Consider the following 24,216-nt stretch of genomic DNA (forward strand, 5'->3'; position numbering starts at 1 on the left):
TTTTGTTTCTCCATATTGCTAGTCACTGGCTAAATCACACGCGTATCCACGTTTGCCATTTGATTTTCTATGCCAGAGAGAATGAGTGCCGAAAGAATGCAATTTGACGTCTGCAAGGAAATTGGAGCAAGCGATGTCGAGTATCCCGAAAGTCTTTCTGCTGGGCAGTTTGTGTTTATCACCAACGCAAATCGCAGCGGAGACAGCAGATGGAGCAGCGGTTTTTGGCACGCGCTGCGCCACCTGCCACACGCTTGAACCAGGTGTGAACCGTGCCGGTCCCTCGCTTGCCGGGCTAATCGGTCGGCCGGCAGGAACGATGGAGGGCGCAAGGTATTCCCGCGCCATGCAGGACACAAACATTGTCTGGGACGAGAGATCGGCAAACGTCTTTCTCGCCAATCCACGCAGCCTCGTGGAAGGCACCACCATGAACACTCGTCTCCGCAGTCCAGAAGAACGGAATGCTCTGATTGAATTTCTCACTAGCGGAAGCTGACACGCGCGATATGCCGTGAGCAACATGGAGAGGACACCCATGCTTAGTTTCAAATTGAATGGCAGTGAAGTCGACGTGGATGTAGATCCGCAGACAAAGTTGCTTTGGGTGCTACGGGAGCACCTTGGGCTAACCGGGACCAAATTTGGTTGTGGTGCCGGAATGTGCGGGGCCTGCACCATCCACCTAAACGGCCAAGCGAGTTTTGCCTGTCAGCTGACAGTCGAGGACGTGGCCGGTCTTGAAATCACAACTATTGAGGGTTTGTCACAAGACGGCAGCCATCCGGTCCAAAAGGCCTGGATCGAAGAGCAGACGCCGCAATGTGGTTATTGCCAGTCCGGACAGATCATGCGCGCAGCAGCCCTGCTTGCAGAGACGCCGAACCCATCCCGTGAAGAGATCATTGACGGCATGTCTCCAAACCTATGCCGCTGTGGAACCTACACTCGAATCATTCGTGCTGTCGAACGCGCAGCGGGGGAGGCCTGATCCATGAAAATCGAATTTTCACCGTCCCGCCGAGGGTTCCTCGCTGGAACAGGAGCGCTCGGCTTTGCTGTGCTCGCCAGTGGCGGCGTTAGAGCCTTCCGGGGCGAAGCTCACGCCGACAGTGTGAACGTTACAGAAGTGAATGCGTGGGTCTCCATACATTCCGACAACCGTGTAACAGTTCGATTTGCACCGACTGAAATGGGGCAGGGTGTTTCGACCTCGTTGCCGATGATCCTGGCAGAGGAGCTGGATGCGGACTGGAATATGATAGACTCCAGGCAAGTGGACAATGGCCCTCTGGATGTCTTCGGTAATCCTAAAATCGCAGGCATTCTCTATACGGCTGGCAGCACGTCGATCGAAGCTTATTTCGACACGATGCGGTGCGCCGGTGCAGGAGCGCGCAAGATCCTGGTTCTATCCGCCGCGAATGCCTGGGAAGTCCCTGCCAGCGAGATTACGACCGCTGAAAGCAAGCTGACGCACCCGAAATCCGAACGATCAATGACTTACGGTGCGGCTGCTTCACTTCCGGAGCTTGTGGCTGATATCGGCGAGATTGGCGAGGCGGATTTCAAGCCACGCAACCAGTGGCGTATCATCGGCTCTGATGTCGCTCGGTTGGATGTACCGGCCAAAACGCGCGGCGAATCCGAATACTCTATTGATGTCCGTCTACCGGATATGGCCTATGCCGTTCAGTTGCTTTCTCCTGTAGAAGGCGAAACGCCGACGTCCGTATCAGATAGCGCTGCACGTGCTGTACCGGGCGTGATCGACATTATCCGGCTTGAAAACAGCGTGAATATCGTAGCTGAGACCTTAGAGTCGGCAATTGCCGGCCGAGACCTGCTCGAGGTCACCTGGTCTGAAACGTCCCGGTTCCGCTCGGCCGACAGTGAAACAGAGCGGCGGCAGGCGGTCGAGGCGGCCGAGGACACGACCCGGGAAGCGGTGATCTGGCACAGCCAGGGCGACGCAAAGACGGCATTTGACACCTCCGGCCTTCGAACCGTATCGGCAACTTACGCGACCGAGCCTGTCTATCACGCTCAGATGGAACCCCTCTGCGCTGTTGCGTCCGTTGATGAAGATGGCAAGGGAGCCGAGGTCTGGCTTGGCACCCAGAGCCAGTCGGTCTCCATTCTAGTGGCCTCAAAAGTGTTGCAGACGACCCCGGACCGGATCCGGTTTCATGCCATGCAGATGGGTGGTGGCTTCGGGCGGCGGACCGTTTTCGCGCGCCACATGCTTCGCGATGCGCTGCTGATCTCGAAATCTGTCAGGCGTCCCGTCAAGATGATGTGGACCCGGGAGGACGATGTCAAGAATGGCTGGTTCCGTCCGGCGACGGCCCATCACTTTACAGCGTCGCTAAATGCCGACGGAGACTTGATTGCCTTACGGCACCGCCTTGCGTCGCCGTCAATCCTGCAATTCGCCATGCCCAACATCTGGGAGAAGGTCAACGGTCGCGACCTCCTGGTTATGGAAGGATCTGAAAGCCACGACTACGATATTCCAAACCTTCTGACGGAACACATCAACACTGAACGGCAGTCCCGCATCTCGGCTTGGCGCGGCATCGGTGCCGGTACGATCTGCTTCGCGCGCGAGTGCTTCATCGACGAACTCGCGGAACGTGTCGGAAGCGATCCAGTCCGGTTCCGGCGACAGCTTCTTGCGGAAAGTCCCCGTGGTTTGAAGGTGTTGGACGAGGTCCTGGAAATGTCAAACTTCGGTCAGGCGCGGGAAGGGCGGGCACATGGGCTTTCATTCGCCGGCTATAAGGAAAGCCGAGGCGCGGGAGTTGCCGAAGTCTCAGTGGATCCGGATAGCGGTCAGATCAGGGTCCATCGGTTCTGGGCGGCGGTCGATCCCGGCATCGCCGTCCACCCGGACAACCTTAAGGCCCAGATCGAAGGTGGCATCATGTACGGGCTTTCCGGACTGAAACGCGAGCGGATCGGTTTCAGTGGCGGTGTCGTAGATCAAAGCAATTTTTATGACTACGAGGTCATGCGGATCGATGAAGCGCCGGATATCCAGGTTCAGATTGTGCCCTCTGATGCCGGGCCGACCGGAGCCGGGGAACTCGGTGTGCCAATGACAGGGGGAGCCGTTGCAAACGCAGTTTACGCACTGACTGGAAATCGGCTCCGTCATATGCCTTTTGAACGTGCCTGAGACAAGGTGCAATAGCTTAGCCCGGGTGCCAGATTAAACATTTGGCACCCGGAGTTTTGCAGTTCCCGGTTAGGCAAAAGTTATCAGCACTTGATTGCCGCCTAGTCGACGGGAGGCTGTCGTATCCGCTATCTGAACTCAGCCCTGCATTTTTTGGCACGCCTTTCAGTGCTGGGTGAAGCTCCAAGGAAGCCACTACGCTGAGAAGGTTCTTGAATACTGGGCCGGGGGATAGCCAACATAACGGGCAAAGGCTGTGCTGAAGGCGCTTGCGGAGCCATAGCCAATTTTACCAGAGATTTCTGTGATGCTGTGTTCACCTGAGCGGAGCAGATGCTTTGCAAGCGCCATTCGCCAGTTCAGCAAATACGACATCGGCGCAGTCCCGACGATCTGATTGAATCGTGCATAAAACGCAGAACGCGATAACCCGGCTTCTCTTGCGAGTTCAGGTACAGTCCAGGAGTGATCTGGTGCCGCATGCATTGCGCGCAATGTCGGACCGATACGCAAATCTGCCAGGCCACGTAACAAACCCGCAGTTGCCGCTGGCTCTGCGCCAGATCGAAAAGCTTCAATAAGCAGAACCTGCAACAAGTGCTCAACTACTACGTCGCGTGCCGGTCGATTGGCGCGCGCTTCATCGCGCAAAAATCCGGTAAACGCCGCCAACCGTCCTTCGCCGCGGACCACAACCAAGTCCGGCAATAGCGAAACAAGAAGCTCCGCGTCCGGACTGGCGAAAGTGCAATGGCCGATAAGCTGCCGCACCTCCACTTCACCATCTGGATTTCCTAACCTGAACACACCATCCGCGCCCTCAATCGGCACACTCAGAACGCCTTCAAGCGGAGGTGGGTCGACACTGGAAAACGAGAAGGATTTGGCAGCGGGAATTAAGACGAAATCGCCAGGGTCCAGGATCATTGGCTCTTTGCCGTCAACCTGTAAGCTAGCGCGCCCGGTTAAGAGCGAGCAATAGAAGGCGTCATTCACATTCGCCCGACGCACCCGAAAGGGGCCTGAACCGTGCGCAAGTTTGAAGTATGACGCCTGCGGTTGCAGGAGCGAGATGATTTCGGAATATGGATCGCTCATCTTAGGACATTTGATAACGTAATATGGAGTTTGAATTATAGTTTGTCCCATCAAAGATGTCTACTTTTGGTTCATCTCAACCAACAGGAGATTTCGTCATGAATACCGTAATGATTACAGGATGCTCGTCGGGGTTCGGTCTGGAGACAGCCCGCCATTTTCTGGAAAAAGGGTGGTCCGTCGTCGCCACCATGCGGAAGCCGGATCCGACCCTTTTGCCTGTTACCGATAAGCTGCGGATTCTGCCGCTGGATACTTCAGATCGATCCAGTATTGCCAATGCGGTCTCCGAAGCAGGCCCCATCGATGCTATGGTAAACAATGCAGGTGTAGGTTGGTTGGCCCCCTTTGAAGGGACATCTGACGAAAACCTTCGCAGGATTTTCGAGACAAACACATTCGGCACATTCGAAATGACCCGCGCGGTGTTGCCGCAAATGCGTACAAAGGGAGCAGGTGTGATCGTCAATGTGTCATCGAGCGTGACGCTCAAGCCCCTGCCGCTCGCGTCGGTCTATACGGCCAGCAAGGCTGCCGTGAACGCCTTCACAGAATGCCTTGCACTCGAGCTGACTCCCCTGGGTATCCGGACACATCTCGTCTTGCCGGGGCAGGCCCCGACGACAAGCTTCGGGAAGAATGCAATGGCCTTGATGGCTGAAGCCAATAGCACGCCGGCGGATTATCAGGCGTTCGTCGGCCGAGTAATGGAGACCTTCCGGGATCCGACTGGCAAGGAGTTCACCGAAACAGACGATGTCGTGCAGGCGATCTGGAATGCGGTCATTGATGAAAACAGTCCGCTGCGCATTCCTGCAGGCAGAGACTCCGTCGCATTGGCGGCCTAAGTTCTGTGGATCGGGCAGTCGACTTCGCACTGCCCGATCTTCATTTATAACTTTCAAATTCTGTCGCAAAACGTGTCACCAGACCTGCATACATTTTCAGATCGGCAGAAGTCACCGGCTTGCGTTGAACGATAACGCGCCAATACAGCGGCGCGATAAGCAGATCCAAAATGGTACGACGATCCGTCTCTTCAGGGAGCCCACCCCTGGCAATTGCTCTCTCGATCATTATCGTCGCCTGAGCGCGACGATCTTGAGTAATGCACTCTAGGAGGTCTTTCAGCTCTCCCGAACGCGCAAGCTCGGCATGAAGATCGGGTAATATGCGTCGAACAAGACGATGTCTGATAGTTGCGGCAAGGCGGCGTAACAAAAGTGCGACATCACTTTCGAACGAACCGCTGTCGGGTATTGGAGTGATGGTTGTAGCTGTCGTTCTTACGGCTTCACTCACCAATTCCAGCTTTGATTTACTGCGGCGATAAAGTGCCGCCTTTCCGACACCAGCCCGCGCTGCAATCCTCTCCATTCGGAGGGCTGAATATCCAGTTTGCGCCCATTCTTCGAACAACGCTCTGTGAATGGCCTGCGTGACCGTGTCTTGAAGCACGGCTGCTCCTGCCGGTTTGCGAGCCGGTTTTTTGAAAATTTTAACGTCGGAACTATTGCGTTCCATCGTGCACTCCTTTATATAGAACGAAACGGTATCGTTCCGACGTATTCTGAAGCAAACTCTCTTGAACTTCAACCGTTCTGGAAACTTTTTCCGAAAGGAAACATCGTGGACCCGAAAGTGAATCTCCTGTGGCTTGCTCCTTTGTTGTGCGGGGCATTGATTCCGATACACGCTGGGATGAATGCTGAACTTAGTCGCGCGGCCGGGCATCCACTATGGGCGACCCTACTTTCCTTTGGCGTCTCCTTTGTTTGCCTGGTTGTAGGAATTGCTTGGCTGCGGCCAACGATGCCGACAGCGTCATCGTTAATATCTGCACCGTCATGGGCGTGGGTCGGTGGCCTCGTTGGGGTTCTCTACGTCATGGCGACCATGGTGCTGATCCCGCGCTTCGGTGCCGCAACATTCATCGCGGCTGTCATCGCGGGTCAAATGACCATGGCGCTGATCCTGGACCAAAACGGGTTTCTCGGAAACGAAGTGCGCCCGGTTGATCTCTATCGCATTGCAGGTGCGGCGCTTTCAATCATTGGCGTCGCCATCATGCAATTCGGAAAAACACCTTAAAAAGACATGCCTGGCCCCATCCACGCATCGTCCAACCAAGGACACACAAACGAAAGGGAAAACCATGTCTGAGACCAACACTATACCGAGCTTTGGCGCGATGCTTCGCGGTGCTCTTGGCGATGCGATCGTTGCCGAAGCAGAAGAAAACTTTCTTGAAATGTGTGATGAAAACATTGTCTTTCAGTTTCCCTTCTCCCCTCAGGGTTCTGTTCGAGAACTGCGTGGCCGCGACGCTATGGCTGCCTATCTTCCAAAGGCCGGGAGACTGATCAATTTTGAGTCTATGAGCAAAGCGGTTGCGCACAAAGCGATCGATGGTGAGACTTTCGTTTTGGAGTTTTCTTGCAAGGGGACAGGCGCAGTCACCGGCGAGCGCTATGATCAGGACTACATCTCCGTCATCAAGATCAAGAACGGTCACATCGTCCACTATCGAGACTACTGGAACCCAATGGTCCTGTTGAACGCTGTTGGCGGGATTGAAAACTTGACCTCCAAACTTGAGGAGTTTCTCGATGACTAAGACCATACTCGTCACAGGCGGCACAGGTAAAACCGGAAGTCGCGTCGTTGAACAGCTGGGCGCAAATTGGGTCGTTCCACGCATTGCGACACGCAACCCGCAAGACGAAAGCCAAGTGCGTTTCGACTGGAAGGACCCGTCGACTTTTGCTGCGGCATTCCAAAGTGTTAGTGCAGTCTACCTCGTTGCACCGACAGACACCGTCGATTCACTCGGCGCAATGCAGCCTGGTCTGGAAGCAGCGCTTAATGCTGGCGTAAAACGGTTTGTTTTGCTCAGTGCCTCCTCGCTGGAAGAGGGTGGACCCATGATGGGCGCAGTTCACGGCTGGCTCCGCATGAATGCTCCTGAATGGGTCGTGTTGCGCCCAACTTGGTTCATGCAGAACTTTTCCGAGTTGCATCACCGTGATCCCATTCGAGAGGAATCTGCAATCTTCACGGCCACGGATGATGGGCGAGTCAGCTTCATCGATGCCACTGACATTGCGGCCTGTGCAGCGGCCATGCTCGTTGCGCCGTCTGTTGAAAACACCGATTTCATTCTGACCGGTCCGGCAGCGATTTCTTACGACGTCGTGGCAGAAACACTGAGTAGCGCACTCGGCCGAAGGATTGCCCACCATCGCTTGACAGTGGGTGAATTAGCGGCGCGGCATCGCGAACATGGTTTGCCTGAAGACTACGCAGCAACACTAGCCGCTATGGACAAAGCCATTGCCGGCGGTTCCGAGGACCGCGTCACGGAAAATGTCCAAGAATTGACCGGGAGGTCACCGGTTTCCATCACCGAGTTCGTTCGACACAACGCTGCTGCTTGGTCGAAGGGATAGAGTATTGCAAGAGAGCAATGCGGTCCAGACTCCAAAATCGCTGATCGTTCCAAACGCCAGACTGAGCGTGCCTTGATTTCAAATGTTTAGCTGCGCTGTTGCCCAACTAGGACTTAGGTCCGAAACCAATTCATGATTTAAGAAGCACGAATGTCTGCACCGGCGCGACGTTGCCCGGAAGCAGACATTCTCCTTCCGTGAAGAGTTTCGGGTGCCGTCAGGCGTACGAAAGTCCCCGAGGACCGAACCCGCGTGCCGCAGATACTGTGTTATGGGGATTTCTATTTCCGGCTGGTCTTGTTCCCTACGTTGGTCGCTTGAGGGAGCGTATCGTCTGATACGTTTGCACCGCCAACAACCGGTTTCGTGTGTTGCCAGTGATGTGGCCGAGCGGTGCTGATGATCATCGCAACGGTTGGAATGGCGGCTTGGGCACAGCGGAGCCTTCGCCGGAGCGCAAAGGCTCCGGGATGGTGTCCAGTCTGTCGATGCCGGGTCATGGCCCAGTCTCCCGGTTTGACGCGGCGCAGTGCGGTGGTGCCCGGGGCTGTTGCCAGCGGGCGAAGGTCTCAATGATGATCATGTGCCCACCGCAGCAAGGACATGGCGGCCGTGCATCGGACACCTCTGGTTCGTCATCCTCGGGCTGTGGGACAACGCTCAGCAATTCTCGAGCGCGATCGAGGCTGGTCTTGCGAGAGCTGCCGGCAAGAAGGCCGTAGTGGCGAATACGGTGGAAGCCGCGCGGCAGGACATGGAGCAGGAAGCGGCGGATGAACTCGTCGGTGGAGAGGGTCATGACCTGCCGCTGGTCGGCACCAGTGCGGCGGTAGTCCTTGTAACGGAAGGTGACCTCGTTCTCGTCGAAGCCGATGAGACGGCGATTGGAGATGGCGACCCTGTGCGTGTAGCGAGCGAGATAGGCAAGAACCGCCTCCGGTCCGGCGAAGGGGGCCTTGGCATAGACGGCCCACCGCTTTTTGTGCACCGGTGATAGATGCTTCAGAAAGGCGCGCCGCTCGGCCAATGGGGCCATCGATCCGAAGAAGGCGAGCTGTCCTTTATCGTGAAGCGCGATCAGCCGGGTCAGAAACAGGCGGCGGAACAGTTTGCCCAGCACCCGCACTGGCAAGAGGAATGCGGGGCGCGACGATATCCAGCGCGTCCCATCGAGCGAGATGCCGCCGCCCGGCACGATCATGTGCACATGGGGGTGGTGGGTCATCGCCGATCCCCAAGTATGCAGCACGGCTGTGATGCCGATGCGGGCGCCAAGGTGCTTCGGGTCGGCAGCGATCATCAGCATCGTCTCCGACGCGGCGCGGAACAACAGATCGTAGACCAGAGCCTTGTTCTGGAAGGCGATGGCGGCGGCCTCGGCGGGCAGCGTGAAGACGACATGGAAGTAGCCGACCGGCAAGAGGTCAGCTTCCCGCTCGGCCAACCAGGCGCGCGCGGCAGCGCCCTGACACTTGGGGCAGTGTCGGTTGCGGCAGCTGTTATAGGCGATGCGCCAGTGGCCGCAGTCCTCGCAGGCTTCGACGTGGCCGCCCAATGCAGCTGTGCGGCAGTGTTCGACCGCCGACATCACCCTGAGCTGGGCGAGGCTCAGGTGTCCGGCATGAGAAGCCCGGTAGGCGGGCCCGGCAGCGCGGAAGATGTCGGCGACCTCAAGTGAGGCGGACACGCCTCAGCCATCGGGCGCGGTGTCTGCGACAGAGAAGATACCGAGCTTGTCGAGCGGACTGATGACAGTGCGCACCGTACGGGTCGCGACCTTGGTATAAAAGGCGGTGTTCTCCAGCTTGGCATGCCCGAGCAGGACCTGGATCACCCGGATATCGATGCCGTCCTCCAGCAGATGGGTGGCGAAGCTGTGGCGCAAAGTGTGCGGGCAGACCCGCTTGCCGATGTCGGCGGCCCGTGCCGCTTCGACGACGATGCGGTGGAGCTGACGCGTGCTGATCGGCTTAGAGTAATGCTGTCCCGGAAACAGCCAGCCGTCGCGATGCATCACGCCCTGCTGGTGGCCGACCTTCCACCAGTGCCGCAGCAGGGTGAGCAGGTCTTTGGACAGCATGGCATTGCGATATTGTCCGCCCTTGCCGCGCTCAACCCGGATCAGCATACGCTCGCTATCGATGTCGCGGACCTTGAGCATCGATATCTCCGCGACACGAAGGCCTGCGCCGTAGCCGACCGACAGGGCCGCCTGGTGCTTGAGGCAGGTGGTCGCGTTGAGCAGACGGGTCACTTCGTCCCGGCTCAGAACAACAGGGAGCTTGCGCATGCTCTTCACTCGAACCAGCTTGCGCGCTAGATCCGGCCGGTCGACCGTGTTGGTGAAGAAGAAGCGCAGCGCCGACACGATGCTGTTCATCGTCGGCACCGGGACACCGGCTTCGCGCTGCTCGATCTGGAATCGATGCAGGTCTTCGGCTGTAGCCGTATCGGGAGGTCGACCGAGATAAGTCGCGAAACGTCCGACATCGCGCGTGTAGTTGCGCTGCGTCTCCATGGAGAAGTGGCGCAGGTTCATATCTTCGATCAGTCGCTGCCGCAACCGACTGACGGGGGAAATGGATGTAACTTCGGTCATTGTTTGGTTCCTTCTGGTTGAAAGGAACCAAATGGTCCGCTCAGGACCGCCGACGCTCAATCAAAACACAGCCGTCAAGGATTTGCCGTGTCCTTGCCACGCGCGACCTCCCGCGCAGCGGGTTCGTTCTTCGGCCCAATTCAGTCGTTACTGCAAACCGCAGCAAACGTCAGCTTCCCGCCCGAGATGGACATTCGTTGCGTTCGGAATGAAAGTCGGCTTTCGGGATCTGGTCCAAACTTGCTGAACTTCCGACTTGGCGGCGCAGTTGCTGTCATTCAGCACACGCACTCCGTCGGTCGGGTTCGAGCCCTTATCTTGCGCTCGTCGACGTCCTGATTAAGCGGCACAAATTTAATGGAACGGAGGTTCTTGAACTTACTTCCGGGGCCGTTGAGCGGATAGTGACGAACGGCAATGACAGCCCCCATTTTTCATCGCATCGAGCGCAGTTGGCAGCTTGTCCTTTGCCATACAGACAAGTCCGGTGGTGCAATTCGCGTTCTTGAGAGCTTGGAGCCATAGCGCAGAATAGCGCGTTGCGTATTACAGAATTCATTTTGCAAGTTCACATGATGTACGGCTTCAATACCTGTGGAATCCGTCAAATTCCGCCTTACCAATGTGCAACCCTGCATGTCGCAAACCTGCGTAAGCCTGTGTGAAGTGAAACAACATGTTTGGATAAGCGAAACGCACAACATAGTCGGCGGTCACCTGATCCAACTGAGCCTCACCAGCGATGTGCAAGAGCTTTTCATTCCAATCAACGGTCGTTACCGGATCTATCCCTTGAGTTACTTCCTTGTACAATGATCGAAGGCTATCTTCGTTATATGGTTCGACTATTTCTGGTACAGGACCACCTGACGGCAGGCAAAGCGCGCGCGCTGCGAACTGGATAGCGACGGCAAAATGAAAACCAGTATCGAAAGTATCGGGTGCCAATCGTATTGCGAGCAATTCCTTTGCGTCAGGCCGTCTCAGGACAAGGTCCAACAACTGGCCGGTTTGATAGAGGTAGTGCTTGATTGCGCCAATAACCGCGCTGCCTACACTTGGGTCGTCACGCATCTCATTTCCTATTTGTTGATCGAGCACACCGCAAAGCAGACCACAGGGCGATTGCTCCCGAATGCGCCTTGTTTCGTAATTCGTCCGATACCCACAACGGAAACTGTATACAAACTCGCTGTGGTGGGCGGGTTTTGCATCGTCAGACATGGCTTCATTTCGAGCAGGTAGAATGATGAACAATCCTGCTGATCATAGTGTCGACGGATCAGGTCTGGGCCTGCGAGAACATCACATCGGCCCAAGCAACTTGTTAAACACGCCTGGGGCACTCCTTCAGGAGCGCCTTCGCGACGGATTTCCTCAAGATTTTGGATATCTTCGAAGCGCTCCAGGACCGGTCACAATGCAATACATCCCAGATCTGGATCGATGTGCCCGCCCATAGATAGTCAACGGCGTCGTCAACCTGCCAGCCATCCGAAAGCGCACCGTCGCCGGCCAGCGATTGAACAAGTTGACGTTCCCAGGTCCTGAGGTCTGTCATTCGGTCTATCCATGCGGCGTCTGCATCGTCGTCTGTCGTTCTTAGCCGGATAAGGTCAGTTGCAACCGGATGAATTTTTTCGGCGAACTCGAACCAGACTTTCAGACATTCATCCAGGCGCTTGAACGGATCCTCGATTTCCAGTGCAGAAAAGAAATCTTCCTTCACTTCGAACCTCTCGTCGGCCCTTTGGACCAAAGCGAGCAATAATCCCCCGCGTGTCTTGAAGTGAAGATACACGGATTGCCGGCTCACCCCGGATTCCGCCGCGATCTGGCTCATGGAGATGTCTGCGCCCCTCTCCGAGATCAAATCCCAAGCGCGATCCAGGATTTCATTTCGGGTGACACCCTTCGCCTTTTTTCTTGACACGTGTAAAGCTACCTTATTATTTACATGTGTAAAGAATATCTGATTTGTAAAGGAATTCAAACATCATGGATGAACAGGTTAAACAGTTCGCAACGTGGTACGGCGACGGTCACGACGGAAGCTGCCCTTCTGCTGATCAATGGGAAAACATTCTGCAAAGGCCATCCGAATCCGAAATAACCCTCATCAACTTTTTCAAGCTCCGGGAGAAGGCCGACTACGCAAAGACGCATTCGATGGACGCCACCCCAGCCACATCGGGTCAGGAAGCTTTCAAGTCTTATGCCGCCGTCAGCATGCCAACAATGGAGCGTGTCGGAGGGAAGTTCCTTTTCGTGGGAGCTTTCAGCGGAATGTTCCTTGGGCCTGACGAAGACTGGGACGTGATTGCAATCGGCTCTTACCCAAATCTTCAGGCACTGGTCGATCTGTACTCCGACCCCGACTATCGCAAAGCCTTTGCCCACCGGACCGCTGCATGTGAGCGGCAGAAGGTGCTTACCGGCAACTCTCTGATTTAAGTCGGGGTGCGCGGTTGCTTCTCCGGACAAAGACGGTATCGGCCTGCCTGCGATGACTGTTGGCTGTTCCGCTGGATTTATCACGGTCGGGTATTCAATCCCGTAAAAGCCAGACGCCCTTCCTAACTGTGCCTTAGCCACCAGCTGTGCATCGCCTGGAACATTTCTTCCAGGTCCAGAGCTTTCTGTGTCGCCGTGTATTCAACACGCGGCGGCACTTCGGCGTAGATCTTCCGCTCAACAAGACCATCACCTTCCAAGGCACGCAGCTGGTTGGTCAGCATTGTCTGCGTGACGCCATCGCAAAGCCGCCGCAGCTCATTGAATCGCTTGGTGCCCTGAAAGATCAGGATTTGCAGTATGATCAGCTTCCATTTCCCTCCAATCAGTTTTGCGATGTCCGGCATCGGGCACGGTTCAGCCTGTGCAGGCTGATTGGTGTCAGATTTCTGACGTGCCGATTTTGAGGCTTTTTCGAGCATCTGCGTCCGCTCCATTCCAATAGTATCATTTTTAATACTATATACGAAAAATCTGCCTTCTTGTCGATCAATACCAATACCCAATATTGTTTCCGTCAAACGCCATTGCCCTTCCGATCTCTGATCTCTGGGCTCAATTGGAAAAGGAAACCGGCATGAACCCGATCAGGACAGGCTCTCGTGAAGAATGGCTTTCGGCCCGCAAGGCGCTTCTTGAGAAAGAAAAAGCACACACACGGCAAAAGGACGCCCTTTCGGCGGAAAGGCGCGCACTGCCATGGGTGAAGATCGAAAAAGACTATGTCTTTGAAACCGAAACGGGTGAAGCCTCGCTGACCGACTTGTTCGGCGACCACAGCCAGTTGATCGTCTACCACTTCATGTTCGGCCCCGAGTGGATCGAGGGGTGCAAGAGCTGTTCGTTCTGGGCTGACAGTTTCAACGGCCTGGAACCTCACCTGAACGGCCGTGACATAGCATTCGTGGCGATCTCGCGCGCCCCGATGAGCCTGCTTTTGCCGTTTAAGAAACGCATGGGATGGAGTTTTGCCTGGGTGTCCTCCCACGCAAACAGCTTTAACGCGGACTTCGGTGTCAGCTTCGGCTCGAACCACAAGCCCGAAAATCCCGTCACCTACAACTTCAGGGAAAAGACGTTCTATCCCATGGATGAAGCCCATGGCACGAGTGTCTTTGCCAGGGACGAAGCAGGCACTCTCTACCATACCTATTCCGCTTATGGACGCGGGCTCGACGTAACCAACGCGGCGTACAGCTACATCGACATGGCACCCATGGGTCGGAACGAACAGCCAGAGGGCAATCCCATGGAATGGGTCAGGCATCATGATGCCTATTGACCTCGGCATCGCACGGATGCTCCGCAACGCACCGGTTGTCGGATCGGGCGTGATTGCCGTTACTCTGGCGTGCTGGGTGTTCTTCTTCGCCGGGGCGGGAACCGGCATGGACGTCTGGAGAATGTCCGTGCCTGGGCTCCCACCGATCTCCGGTCAGACCGAAATGATGGCTTCAACGGCCAGCATCGGCATGACGTCCATGACATTCATGTGGTGGACCATGATGCTCGCGATGATGATGCCGGGCGCCTTGAGCCACCTTCCCTCACATGGCACGGAGCACTTGCCGGCGACTGAAAACACGATCGGATTCTGGAGCTGCTACGCGTGCGTCTGGCTCGGGTTTTCCATAGCCGCGGCTGCAATCCAGTACCAGTTGGTAGATGCAGGCCTGCTGCACGGCATGAACATGTGGAGCACAAACACCTGGTTTAGCGCGGCATTGCTTGCGATCGCGGGGCTTTACCAGTTCACGGGGGTCAAGGCGCGCAGTCTGACGACTTGCCGCAAGATTCCGTCCGGAAACTCTCCATTTCGCAGCGGCCTGACCTATGGCCTGAACTGCCTCGCCTCATCACTCCCCTTGATGCTGCTGCTCTTCGCGGGCGGCGTCATGAATGTTTTCTGGGTCGCGTTGCTGACTGTCGTCGTGACGCTGGAGAAGGCGCTGCCAAACCCGAAACCGTTCAGCATTGCAGTCGGTGCTGCCAGTCTTGGCACTTCCGCAGTGGTGCTCATCACACGACACTGACAAAAGTCTGGAAATCGTATGAAATCACGCCGACAATTCTTGATGGCAGCAAGCTTTTTGCCTTTGTTGCCTACCACTTCGCTCGCCTCCATCGGTCAAGACGCAGAATTTGAGGCTCATGGCGCAATCAATCACCTTTTGAATGAATACTGCCGGACGCTTGATGCCGGTCAGATCAGCAAGTGTGCCGCGTTGTTTGAAAATGCCGAGTTTTCAATCGAAGGCGTGGCCAAGGTCCATGGTCGGCAAGGGGTGATGGACTTGTTTTCGGGCATCATCCTTTACGAAGACGGCACTCCCAAAACAAAGCATGTCCTGACGAATGTGGTCATTTCGATAGCCGCCGACCGCAACTCCGCTGTTGCTTCGAGTTACCTTACGGTTCTGCAGCAAGTCGAAGACAATCCACTGCAACCCATTTTTTCGGGAAGCTACGCAGATACGTTTTCCAAAGAAACGGGACTGTGGATGTTCGCTTCCCGCGTGGTGTCCGCCCCCATCTTTGGCGACATGTCGCGACACCTCGTCAATCCTCCAAAATAGTAGAGCAAGCAGATGAGAAACTACGATAGAGCCCTTGTCGTCGGTGGAAGCCGTGGTGCGGGAAAAGAACTTGCGCTCATGCTCTCCGGACAGGGCGTAAACACCACCGTTGTCGCCCGGAGTGAGGACACTCTGGCAAAACTGAAGTCCGAAACGCCGGGGGTCACCACGCTCGCCATGGATGCCGCCGCTGACGGTGTCGCCAACGAGCTTATGAAGGAAGTCGACCCGGACCTTCTGGTTCTGACGGTCGGTCATGAGCCGAAGATGGTTCCGTTTCACGAGCAATCCTGGGATGAATTCAGCGGCGCATGGAATACGGACACCAGAATCGCACATGCGTTCTCATCGGCCGCACTGACGCAACCCATGAAAAAGGGGGGCGTCGTCGTGAGTTTTTCGAGTGGTGCGGGCCTTTCCGGTTCGAGGCTGACGGGAGGATATGCCGGTGCAAAACGGATGCAGCACTTTCTGACCGACTATGCGCAAAAGGAAGCGGAGCTCTTGGGTCTGGAATTAACATTCTATTCGATCATACCGAAGCAACTGGTTCAGGGGACGGTCCTTGGCCTTGCCGCAGCTGAAGCTTATTCAACCGCGATCGGCAAACCCCTCGCCCAATTTCTCAATCAATGGGAAGCACCACTCACTGCAAACAAGATTGCAAATCACGTGATGTCCCTTTTGCGGCACTCCGAACCCGCGGAAAAGAAAGCTTATGTCATAACTGGTACAGGGATGGAGACTGCATGAACCGTGAATTTATAACGACATGGATCGGTGCGTTTTCCTTGACGGTGGTGACCAGCATCGTCTGGCATGTGGTCCTGTTCGAGCAACGTTATGTCGAACTTGGCGTCTTCACTCGCATGGCAGATCCTATCTATGCATTTGGTTGGCTTGCATGGATCATGGAAGCAACTGCGATTTCCGTGTTGTACATCAATTCCCGATGGGCAGACGCCGGGTTTTGGGGCGCACTTAAACTCAGTTGGTGCGTCAGTTTGTATGCGGCCGCATCGACATTGTTTGGAACTGCTGCGAAAGTTGAGATAAGCGATCTGACGGGTTGGTTCCTGATTGCGGGTGGATTCATTTTCTTGCACGCGACGATGCTTGGTGCCTGGTTGGCCTTTGCTCCAAAATACAGGGCATAGTTGATCGGTTACCCGCTTCGCATTTTGGCTGACGTCAATGACTACAGTCACAAATGCCTCCACGTTATTCAGTTTTAGTCGCTCTTCAAAAAGGCCAAAAAACAAATCGCAACATGGAAGGTCGACTACAACCAAAGCGGTCCCACCCACCTTTGGCGAAATTCGCGCCCTGCAAACTCGCTATGAGCTCAGGAGACCGAGAGTCCACTGAAGGACTACGTCCTAAGCCCGGAAAAGGACCGTGCCACAGGTCATTGTCACGGTCTGGAACATGCACCCCTTGGACATGATGGGTTCAGTTTCTTGCTGAGCCACTGCGTTACAGATTGTGCTTACGCCTCTCGCACTGAATAGCGGACGTCAAATGTTCATTGCTATTTCCATCGGCGCTCGCCTATGCGCAGTGGCGGGTTCCGTCCGAAAAGGCATTGGATCTGGCATTTACTCAGACCGAGTTCGCGGCCAATTTCGGCCCCAAGTGAGACCTTCGTCCAACTCGCGGCTGGTACTAACCGACCGCTTCCGCGTTTTCACGCTTGAGAGGGTTTCCTTGAGCGTACTTTGGCACGCCAACTCCCTTAAGGCTTTTCAGGCTCTTTTTCTGCTCGCACGATTTCTCCCGCGGCGTTTAAGCCGACACCTAGCCTGCGTTTTCGGCGTTCCGCAAAATGAGCTTCTTCGTTCGGTCCGGGCTGGGACATTTTCTCAACGAAGTCATCTAGCCAATCAATTTCCTCATCGTTGGGTTTTCGAGATTTTCCCGGCATGGATGGTGCCCTCATTCCTTGACCCGTTTTATCGACGCATACGGACTTTTCAATTTCCAGGACTGCTGGCATCTCATCTTTGGTCCCAAAGACAACTCGCGTTGGCGATGCCAAACTGTGCTGCTTCTCAGTGCTTAGCACGCAAACAAACGCTGAGCCCACTTCCGTCTGCGCGCAATCCTTCGATGTTTTGCGTCCGATGTCGGGTTTCTCCTGGCAAGTACGGTCGAGCTTAAGCCCCGCATACCGAACTTTACTGGCACTTGGCACGATGCCTAAGTCGCCTTTTCGGAGCCGCGTGGACCTGAACTCATTTCGTGGTTAACGCAACTACCCGCCCTTGGAACCGCTGAACTCTGCGTCTTTGCGGACCTCTTCATCCACCTCTAAGCAATTGTCAACAGTTAGAGTTTTCGCAGCTTGGTTGACGCCTTCAAACGCCCGAGCAACCATTTCTCTACACTCCGTTATGGCAATAGCCTCGACTTTGGGTCAGCGCAGGATGGGAGAGATTGGTTTCTCGGGCAGAACGATAGAGGACACTGCATGCCACAAACAGCCATCATCTACGCCCGTAGCGCCAACGACGACGGGCATCGGTTCTTGAGCACTCAAATCGGTGCCTGCAACGCCCACGCTGATCAGAACGGTTTATCAGTAAGGGACATCCTTTCTGAGGCCAAGGTGTCCGGGCTGTTCTCCGCTAATCGCCTTGGTCTCAGTGAACTGTTTCAGCGCATCGGCAATGGAGATATCGACACGGTCATTTGCACCAGCCTCGACCGCCTGGCACGGGACCAGAAGGAGGCGAAAGAGGTTCTCGATCGGCTGACGAGGTCGGGTGTGACACTGCAGTCGCTTGGCACCAGTTTTCTCAGGTCCGCAGGCTTTGCTGACAGTGTACACGCACTCGACATCCGCAGTGCCCGGCGCGCCAGCAAATCCTTAAAAGTACCGGTCATTTCCCCACGGACATAAGCGCTCGTGCCGGTTAGGCTCCGAAGCTTGCACCAAATTCAGGATTTCAGGAAGACATGTCCAGGAACGCTATCATTTACGCCCGGTATTCCGACGAGCAGCAGAACGAACAAACGATCGATGCCCAGATCTCCGCCTGCCGGGAATATGCGGAACGATTTGGCTGGCGCATTGTCGATGTCTTTCAGGACTATTCAACGACAGGGGCATATTTCAAGAGACGTCCGGGCATTCAGGCGTTTCTGGAAAGGGCCAAACGAGGCGATGTTGATTTCGCACTTTGCACGGCAACCGATCGCCTGTCCCGTGATGGCGAACACGCCCACAAGATCCTGAAGCAGTTGACGCACAATCGTGTCGAACTCCACTCCAGCCAGACCGGCAAAGTGGAGACCCTCGAGTTCGGTATCCGTGCGGCGATCGCTGAGGACTATCTCAAACAGACGGCGGCCAAAACGCGGGACGGCATGCGCTACGCCGTCACGCAAGGAAAATCGGCCGGGGGCCTGTCTTACGGATACAAGGTCAAACCGGTCTATGACGGCAACGGGGACAGGATCGCAAGCTACCGGGAGATCGTGCCGGGAGAGGCAGCAATTGTCGTGCGGATTTTCGAAGACTATGCCAACGGCAGATCCCCGCAGGCAATCGCCACAGAACTGAATAAGGAAGGCATCCCGGGACCAAGAGGTGCAAAGTGGCGCGACACGGCGATCCGTGGGCATCGCGCAAGGGGAACCGGTGTTTTGAACAATGAACTCTATCTCGGCAACGTGATCTGGAACCGGCAGACCTTTTCAAAAGATCCGGACACCGAGACCCGCAAGGCCCGCATGAACGGCGAGGAGAAGTGGACGCATCACCAGCTCAAGGAGCTTCAAATAGTCCCGGACGACTTGTGGAACCGGGTCAAGAACAGGCAGACCCAGGTCAGATCCAGTCACGATGCCAAACAGAGCAATCCCCTGAACGCCATGCAGCGCCCGCGCCATCTCTTGAGCAGGCGGCTTGAATGCGCCGAATGTGGCGGCCCTTACGCCATTATGGCCAAAGACAGATATGGCTGCACCAACCACAAGAAGAAGCTCGGCTGTACAAACAGCCGGAGCATCAAACGCCAGACCCTCGAACAACGGGTGTTGAAGGCGTTCCCGGCCTCCATGTTTTCCATCACCGACCTTGCGGCCTTGACCGAGACAGTCAATCAACGTCTGAGATCTGCCAATAACAGCCAGGGCCAGGAACGCGCCCGGCTGGAGCGCGACGTCGCCAGGATCGACAAGAAGATCAAAAACACGGCCGAAGCGATCGCAGAAGGCGACGGGGCGGGCCTTGCCACCCTGACCAGTATGCTGGCGGGGTTTGAACAGCAAAAGGCAGACCTCAACGATGAGTTGAACTCAATTTCAGGGGAGGCCCTGGAACTTCAGGTGGTTTCGGAAGCTGATGTTGCGCATACTTTGCTGGCCGCCCTTGAGACCATGTCGACAGTCGACATGTCCTTCGTCGAGCCAACCTATCGCGACCAGTTTTTCACACTGATACAGACCATGGTCCAGAAAGTCGTGATAGCACCGAACCTGGAAAAGGGCGTCGACCTTCAGGTCCATGGACGCCTTGCCACTATCCTGGCAACCCTTGATGCCTGGAAGGAAGAAGAAGCCAGAATGACCAAGGATTTTCAGGAGGAATTTGCCGACAAATGTGCAAAGGGAGAGATCAGAACCGATGCGCAGGAAGCTGCCTTCCTTGAGCGCATCAACGCGGAGCTGGCCTTGCGAGCGGATAAACTTGGCCTTGAATCAAAAAAGCGCTCCGGGGAGCGCTTTCAAGTTTCGGTGGTTGCGGGAGCAGGATTTGAACCTGCGACCTTCAGGTTATGAGCCTGACGAGCTACCGGACTGCTCCATCCCGCGTGAAGGTCGAGGATCGGTTGAAGAGATTTCACTGCGTTTAGCAGGCCTGGCGGCGACCTACTCTCCCACACCTTAAGATGCAGTACCATTGGCGCTGGGGAGTTTCACGGCCGAGTTCGGGATGGGATCGGGTGGGGGCTCCCCGCTGAGGCCACCAGGCCGGCGAAGCGCAGTTTTGTCGTGAACTGGTTGGATCTGTCCTCACGGTTGATCGGGCTTCGCCCTAACCTCCGGACGGGGCGCGCAAACGTGCGCGGCGGCCGGTCGGCCTTGCGAACCTGACGGTTCGGGCTCTTTTCCCTTGCGGGATCGGAACCTGAGGCCTTCATGAGAACTGGTCTTTTCTTAATTATCGGTTTTCAGATTGGTTTCGTCTTCTCTTCCAGAGCGTTGCCAGGGACATGACGAGGAAGCTTCAGCTTCCAAGCCCACGACCGTGGGCCGCCAATCGTTTGGCGCCCCGTCTGGAGCGCAGTCCGAAGGACGTACGCGCGTGAGGACATAAAAACCAGTCTTTCCAAAGCGCCAAGGCGCTTTGGCAAAGATGAGCATTGATTAATGAGAGCGATCAAGCCGAACGAGCTATTAGTAAAGCTAAGCTTCATGTGTTGCCACACTTCCACACGCTTCCTATCGACGTGGTGGTCTTCCACGGCTCTTCAGGGAGAACTGGTTTTGAGGTGGGTTTCCCGCTTAGATGCTTTCAGCGGTTATCCCTTCCGTACATAGCTACCCTGCAATGCGGCTGGCGCCACAACAGGTCCACCAGAGGTACGTCCATCCCGGTCCTCTCGTACTAGGGACAGATCCTCTCAATTCTCCTACACCCACGGCAGATAGGGACCGAACTGTCTCGCGACGTTCTGAACCCAACTCACGTACCACTTTAATTGGCGAACAGCCAAACCCTTGGGACCTGCTCCAGCCCCAGGATGTGATGAGTCGACATCGAGGTGCCAAACAATGCCGTCGATATGGACTCTTGGGCATCATCAGCCTGTTATCCCCGGCGTACCTTTTATCCGTTGAGCGATGGCCCTTCCACGAGGGACCACCGGATCACTATGGCCGACTTTCGTCTCTGCTCGACTTGTCAGTCTCGCAGTCAGGCAGGCTTATGCCATTGCACTCAACGAGCGATTTCCGACCGCTCTGAGCCCACCTTCGCGCGCCTCCGTTACCATTTGGGAGGCGACCGCCCCAGTCAAACTACCCGCCACACACGGTCCCGGATATTGTTGTACCGCGGTTAGATATCCATGACGACAAGGGTGGTATTTCAAGGGTGACTCCACCTCAGCTGGCGCCAAGGCTTCAACGTCTACCACCTATCCTACACATGTCGTGACGAATACCAGTGTGAAGCTGTAGTAAAGGTGCACGGGGTCTTTCCGTCTGACCGCAGGAACCCCGCATCTTCACGGGGAATTCAATTTCACTGAGTCTATGCTGGAGACAGCGGGGAAGTCGTTACGCCATTCGTGCAGGTCGGAACTTACCCGACAAGGAATTTCGCTACCTTAGGACCGTTATAGTTACGGCCGCCGTTTACTGGGGCTTCAATTCGGTGCTCTCACACCTCCTCTTAACCTTCCAGCACCGGGCAGGCGTCAGACCCTATACGTCGCCTTGCGGCTTCGCAGAGCCCTGTGTTTTTGATAAACAGTCGCCACCCCCTGGTCTGTGCCACCCCCTCGTGGTTGCCCACAAAGAGGTCTCCCTTCTCGCGAACTTACGGGAGCATTTTGCCGAGTTCCTTCAGCATAGTTCTCTCAAGCGCCTTGGTATTCTCTACCAGTCCACCTGTGTCGGTTTCGGGTACGGTTTATAAGGTGGAGCTATTTCCTGGAACACATTCGCTGCACCCCCAATCCAATAAGGAGATACAACACACTGCATCCGTCACTACCACCAAGCTGCAGAATATTAACTGCATTCCCATCGACTACGCCTTTCGGCCTCGCCTTAGGGGCCGGCTAACCCTGCGCCGATTAGCGTTGCGCAGGAACCCTTGGACTTTCGGCGAGCGGGTCTCTCACCCGCTTTATCGTTACTCATGTCAGCATTCGCACTTCTGATATCTCCAGGACCCCTCACAGGTATCCCTTCGCAGACTTACAGAACGCTCCGCTACCGCGTGCTTACGCACACCCGCAGTTTCGGTGTATGGCTTGAGCCCCGGTACATTTTCGGCGCGGGACCCCTTATTTAGACCAGTGAGCTGTTACGCTTTCTTTAAATGATGGCTGCTTCTAAGCCAACATCCTGGTTGTTTTGGGAGTCCTACATCCTTTCCCACTTAGCCATAACTTAGGGACCTTAACTGGCGGTCAGGGTTGTTTCCCTCTCCACAATGGACGTTAGCACCCACTGTGTGTCTGCCGGATAGTACTTCTCGGTATTCGGAGTTTGGTTAGGATCAGTAAGGCGGTAAGCCCCCATAGCCCATCCAGTGCTCTACCCCCGAGAGTATTCATCCGACGCTCTACCTAAATAGATTTCGCGGAGAACCAGCTATTTCCGAGTTTGATTGGCCTTTCACCCCTAGCCACAGCTCATCCCCGACTTTTTCAACAGGCGTGGGTTCGGTCCTCCAGTGCGTGTTACCGCACCTTCAACCTGGCCATGGCTAGATCACTCGGTTTCGGGTCTAATCCAACGAACTCATCGCCCTATTCAGACTCGCTTTCGCTGCGCCTACACCTATCGGCTTAAGCTTGCTCGTTAAATTAAGTCGCTGACCCATTATACAAAAGGTACGCTGTCAGGCACAAAGCCCTCCAACTGTTTGTAGGCATCCGGTTTCAGGGTCTGTTTCACTCCCCTCGTCGGGGTGCTTTTCACCTTTCCCTCACGGTACTTGTTCGCTATCGGTCGACAAGGAGTACTTAGGCTTGGAGGGTGGTCCCCCCACGTTCAGACAGGATTTCACGTGTCCCGCCCTACTCAAGGACTATAAGAATTTCTACCCGTAAGGGGCTGTCACCCACTAAGGCCCGACTTTCCAGACGGTTCCGGTTCTTATCCTATAGCCACTGGCCTGGTCCGCGTTCGCTCGCCACTACTAGCGGAGTCTCGGTTGATGTCCTTTCCTCCGGGTACTTAGATGTTTCAGTTCCCCGGGTTTGCTCCCATAAAAGGGTACTCCATACGGAGTGGGTTGCCCCATTCGGAAATTCACGGATCAAAGCTTATTCGCAGCTCCCCATGACTTATCGCAGCGTATCACGTCCTTCATCGCCTCTTGTCGCCAAGGCATCCACCGAATGCCCTTAAGACACTTGATCACTCTCATTATCAATGCTCATCTTTTTTCGCGCCAAAGGCGCAAAAAAGATCATCTTTGCTTGCGCTATCGCTCTTCGAGCTACTTGAGCGCGTTAGCACCCAAACAACCCCAGAACAAAAAACGCAAACCGTTCACGTAAATCCCAATCTCAACCTGAGTCCCTTTTAAAACCCAGATATCAATCAGAACCGACGCAAACCGATCATTGATTAATTAAGACCAGTTTCACGAGATTTCTTTGATGGCCATGCGGTCAAGCTGGCACTCCACTTAATCGTGGAACCCTGTACTGGTTACCCGCGCTACCGCGCTTCGCGCTACTTGAGCGCCAACACAGAGATCAAAAAAATCTTCTCTTCAACGATGTCAAGAACAAGCAACAATCATCAGATCGCTGCAAAACGGTTTCTTCTTCAAAAACAAGTCATTTACCTAAGCTCACGGCTGAGCGAGCCTGCGGCTCTAGCCTCCGCGAGGGCGGCCTGACCGGCCGGCGGCCACTTGGCCTTGCCTCCGCTATCGCTCCGGAACTCCCGTTCCAGGCAAACCCTGAGCAAGCAACCCGGCGAACCAAACACGCGCTCAAGCAGGCAATAGCCGGTAGCGCAAGAATAATGCCGGAGCCATGCCCGCGATCCCCGCAGATCCGAAGGATCGAGGAGACGCAAAACAAAAATGTCCGGCTTTCCAGT

Annotated in this window: 23 protein-coding genes, 1 tRNA gene, 2 rRNA genes and 1 pseudogene; 15 read left to right on the forward strand and 12 right to left on the reverse strand. The window is 55.5% G+C overall.

The window, feature by feature from the left end:
* Positions 1-133: 133 nt before the first annotated feature.
* Genes RDA78_RS06000 through RDA78_RS06010 form a run of 3 tightly spaced genes read left to right on the forward strand, consistent with a single transcriptional unit; the run spans position 134 to position 3,181 of the window.
* Complete coding sequence (locus RDA78_RS06000; RefSeq protein WP_434054439.1) at positions 134-499, forward strand: c-type cytochrome; 366 nt, start codon at positions 134-136, stop codon at positions 497-499.
* Positions 500-538: 39 nt separating this feature from the next.
* Entirely contained in the window at positions 539-991 is a 453-nt protein-coding gene (locus tag RDA78_RS06005; RefSeq protein WP_434054440.1) for a (2Fe-2S)-binding protein, read from the forward strand.
* A 3-nt stretch (positions 992-994) separates the two neighbouring features.
* Complete coding sequence (locus RDA78_RS06010) at positions 995-3,181, forward strand: molybdopterin cofactor-binding domain-containing protein (protein WP_434054441.1); 2,187 nt, start codon at positions 995-997, stop codon at positions 3,179-3,181.
* Between the two features lie 195 nt (positions 3,182-3,376).
* On the opposite strand, the gene RDA78_RS06015 is transcribed toward RDA78_RS06010, so the two are convergent.
* The gene (locus RDA78_RS06015) at positions 3,377-4,279 is read right to left on the reverse strand and encodes a cupin domain-containing protein (protein ID WP_434054442.1); all 903 of its coding nucleotides are present in this window, start codon (positions 4,277-4,279) and stop codon (positions 3,377-3,379) included.
* A 98-nt stretch (positions 4,280-4,377) separates the two neighbouring features.
* On the opposite strand from RDA78_RS06015, the gene RDA78_RS06020 reads away from it, so the two are divergent.
* Positions 4,378-5,127, forward strand: a complete 750-nt coding sequence (locus tag RDA78_RS06020; protein ID WP_434054443.1) for an SDR family oxidoreductase — start codon at positions 4,378-4,380, stop codon at positions 5,125-5,127.
* Positions 5,128-5,167: 40 nt separating this feature from the next.
* Here RDA78_RS06020 and RDA78_RS06025 read toward each other — a convergent pair whose 3' ends face one another.
* A complete protein-coding gene (locus RDA78_RS06025) occupies positions 5,168-5,803 on the reverse strand; it encodes a TetR/AcrR family transcriptional regulator (protein ID WP_434054444.1) in 636 nt (211 codons plus the stop codon).
* A 105-nt stretch (positions 5,804-5,908) separates the two neighbouring features.
* On the opposite strand from RDA78_RS06025, the gene RDA78_RS06030 reads away from it, so the two are divergent.
* The 3 genes from RDA78_RS06030 to RDA78_RS06040 all read left to right on the forward strand — a co-directional run bounded on the left by RDA78_RS06030 (position 5,909) and on the right by RDA78_RS06040 (position 7,728).
* Complete coding sequence (locus RDA78_RS06030; RefSeq protein WP_434054445.1) at positions 5,909-6,370, forward strand: DMT family transporter; 462 nt, start codon at positions 5,909-5,911, stop codon at positions 6,368-6,370.
* Between the two features lie 64 nt (positions 6,371-6,434).
* Entirely contained in the window at positions 6,435-6,896 is a 462-nt protein-coding gene (locus RDA78_RS06035) for a nuclear transport factor 2 family protein (protein ID WP_434054446.1), read from the forward strand.
* Positions 6,889-7,728: an ergot alkaloid biosynthesis protein gene (locus RDA78_RS06040; protein ID WP_434054447.1), complete on the forward strand. Its 840-nt coding sequence runs from the start codon at positions 6,889-6,891 to the stop codon at positions 7,726-7,728. Before RDA78_RS06035 ends, RDA78_RS06040 begins: the two co-directional genes overlap by 8 nt.
* 496 nt (positions 7,729-8,224) lie before the next feature.
* Here RDA78_RS06040 and RDA78_RS06045 read toward each other — a convergent pair whose 3' ends face one another.
* The 4 genes from RDA78_RS06045 to RDA78_RS06060 all read right to left on the reverse strand — a co-directional run bounded on the left by RDA78_RS06045 (position 8,225) and on the right by RDA78_RS06060 (position 12,170).
* Positions 8,225-9,415, reverse strand: coding sequence for an IS91 family transposase (locus RDA78_RS06045; protein ID WP_434053115.1), 1,191 nt, complete (start codon positions 9,413-9,415; stop codon positions 8,225-8,227).
* Between the two features lie 3 nt (positions 9,416-9,418).
* The gene (locus RDA78_RS06050) at positions 9,419-10,327 is read right to left on the reverse strand and encodes a tyrosine-type recombinase/integrase (RefSeq protein WP_434053116.1); all 909 of its coding nucleotides are present in this window, start codon (positions 10,325-10,327) and stop codon (positions 9,419-9,421) included.
* Between the two features lie 585 nt (positions 10,328-10,912).
* Complete coding sequence (locus tag RDA78_RS06055; RefSeq protein ID WP_434054448.1) at positions 10,913-11,551, reverse strand: DUF1993 family protein; 639 nt, start codon at positions 11,549-11,551, stop codon at positions 10,913-10,915.
* Positions 11,552-11,654: 103 nt separating this feature from the next.
* A complete protein-coding gene (locus RDA78_RS06060; RefSeq protein WP_434054449.1) occupies positions 11,655-12,170 on the reverse strand; it encodes a TetR/AcrR family transcriptional regulator in 516 nt (171 codons plus the stop codon).
* A 155-nt stretch (positions 12,171-12,325) separates the two neighbouring features.
* Between RDA78_RS06060 and RDA78_RS06065 the strand changes: the two genes are divergently transcribed.
* Positions 12,326-12,781, forward strand: coding sequence for a DUF1330 domain-containing protein (locus tag RDA78_RS06065; protein ID WP_434054450.1), 456 nt, complete (start codon positions 12,326-12,328; stop codon positions 12,779-12,781).
* 122 nt (positions 12,782-12,903) lie between these two features.
* On the opposite strand, the gene RDA78_RS06070 is transcribed toward RDA78_RS06065, so the two are convergent.
* Positions 12,904-13,347 carry a winged helix-turn-helix transcriptional regulator gene (locus RDA78_RS06070; protein ID WP_434054451.1) on the reverse strand — a complete coding sequence of 148 codons (444 nt, stop codon included), beginning with the start codon at positions 13,345-13,347 and terminating at the stop codon, positions 12,904-12,906.
* Between the two features lie 71 nt (positions 13,348-13,418).
* Here RDA78_RS06070 and RDA78_RS06075 point away from each other — a divergent pair, with 71 nt between their 5' ends.
* From RDA78_RS06075 to RDA78_RS06095, 5 genes are read left to right on the forward strand one after another with little or no spacing between them, the layout of a single operon-like run.
* Positions 13,419-14,123, forward strand: a complete 705-nt coding sequence (locus RDA78_RS06075; RefSeq protein ID WP_434054452.1) for a DUF899 domain-containing protein — start codon at positions 13,419-13,421, stop codon at positions 14,121-14,123.
* Entirely contained in the window at positions 14,110-14,874 is a 765-nt protein-coding gene (locus RDA78_RS06080) for a DUF2182 domain-containing protein (RefSeq protein WP_434054453.1), read from the forward strand. Before RDA78_RS06075 ends, RDA78_RS06080 begins: the two co-directional genes overlap by 14 nt.
* Before the next feature lie 18 nt (positions 14,875-14,892).
* Positions 14,893-15,417, forward strand: coding sequence for a nuclear transport factor 2 family protein (locus RDA78_RS06085; RefSeq protein WP_434054454.1), 525 nt, complete (start codon positions 14,893-14,895; stop codon positions 15,415-15,417).
* Between the two features lie 12 nt (positions 15,418-15,429).
* Positions 15,430-16,170 carry an SDR family NAD(P)-dependent oxidoreductase gene (locus RDA78_RS06090; RefSeq protein ID WP_434054455.1) on the forward strand — a complete coding sequence of 247 codons (741 nt, stop codon included), beginning with the start codon at positions 15,430-15,432 and terminating at the stop codon, positions 16,168-16,170.
* Complete coding sequence (locus RDA78_RS06095) at positions 16,167-16,574, forward strand: hypothetical protein (RefSeq protein WP_434054456.1); 408 nt, start codon at positions 16,167-16,169, stop codon at positions 16,572-16,574. The genes RDA78_RS06090 and RDA78_RS06095 overlap by 4 nt, the downstream gene beginning before the upstream one ends.
* A 578-nt stretch (positions 16,575-17,152) precedes the next feature.
* Here RDA78_RS06095 and RDA78_RS06100 read toward each other — a convergent pair.
* On the reverse strand, positions 17,153-17,413 hold the full coding sequence (locus tag RDA78_RS06100) for a hypothetical protein (protein WP_434054457.1): 261 nt from the start codon (positions 17,411-17,413) through the stop codon (positions 17,153-17,155).
* Between the two features lie 474 nt (positions 17,414-17,887).
* Here RDA78_RS06100 and RDA78_RS06105 point away from each other — a divergent pair, with 474 nt between their 5' ends.
* Both RDA78_RS06105 and RDA78_RS06110 read left to right on the forward strand, forming a co-directional pair.
* Positions 17,888-18,319 carry a recombinase family protein gene (locus RDA78_RS06105; protein ID WP_434054458.1) on the forward strand — a complete coding sequence of 144 codons (432 nt, stop codon included), beginning with the start codon at positions 17,888-17,890 and terminating at the stop codon, positions 18,317-18,319.
* Positions 18,320-18,375: 56 nt separating this feature from the next.
* A pseudogene (locus RDA78_RS06110) lies at positions 18,376-19,407 on the forward strand (recombinase family protein); the annotation flags it as partial.
* 318 nt (positions 19,408-19,725) lie between these two features.
* On the opposite strand, the gene RDA78_RS06115 reads toward RDA78_RS06110, so the two are convergent.
* The 4 genes from RDA78_RS06115 to RDA78_RS06130 form a co-directional block, all read right to left on the reverse strand.
* Entirely contained in the window at positions 19,726-19,929 is a 204-nt protein-coding gene (locus RDA78_RS06115; RefSeq protein WP_434054459.1) for a hypothetical protein, read from the reverse strand.
* Positions 19,930-20,158: 229 nt separating this feature from the next.
* A tRNA-Met gene (locus tag RDA78_RS06120) sits at positions 20,159-20,235 on the reverse strand.
* Positions 20,236-20,279: 44 nt separating this feature from the next.
* Positions 20,280-20,394 (reverse strand): 5S ribosomal RNA (gene rrf, locus RDA78_RS06125).
* Positions 20,395-20,799: 405 nt separating this feature from the next.
* Positions 20,800-23,522: ribosomal RNA gene (locus tag RDA78_RS06130) — 23S ribosomal RNA — on the reverse strand.
* Positions 23,523-24,216: the final 694 nt, after the last annotated feature.

It is taken from the genome of Roseibium sp., from assembly GCF_051016195.1.
In the GTDB taxonomy this organism is placed as follows: Bacteria; Pseudomonadota; Alphaproteobacteria; order Rhizobiales; family Stappiaceae; genus Roseibium.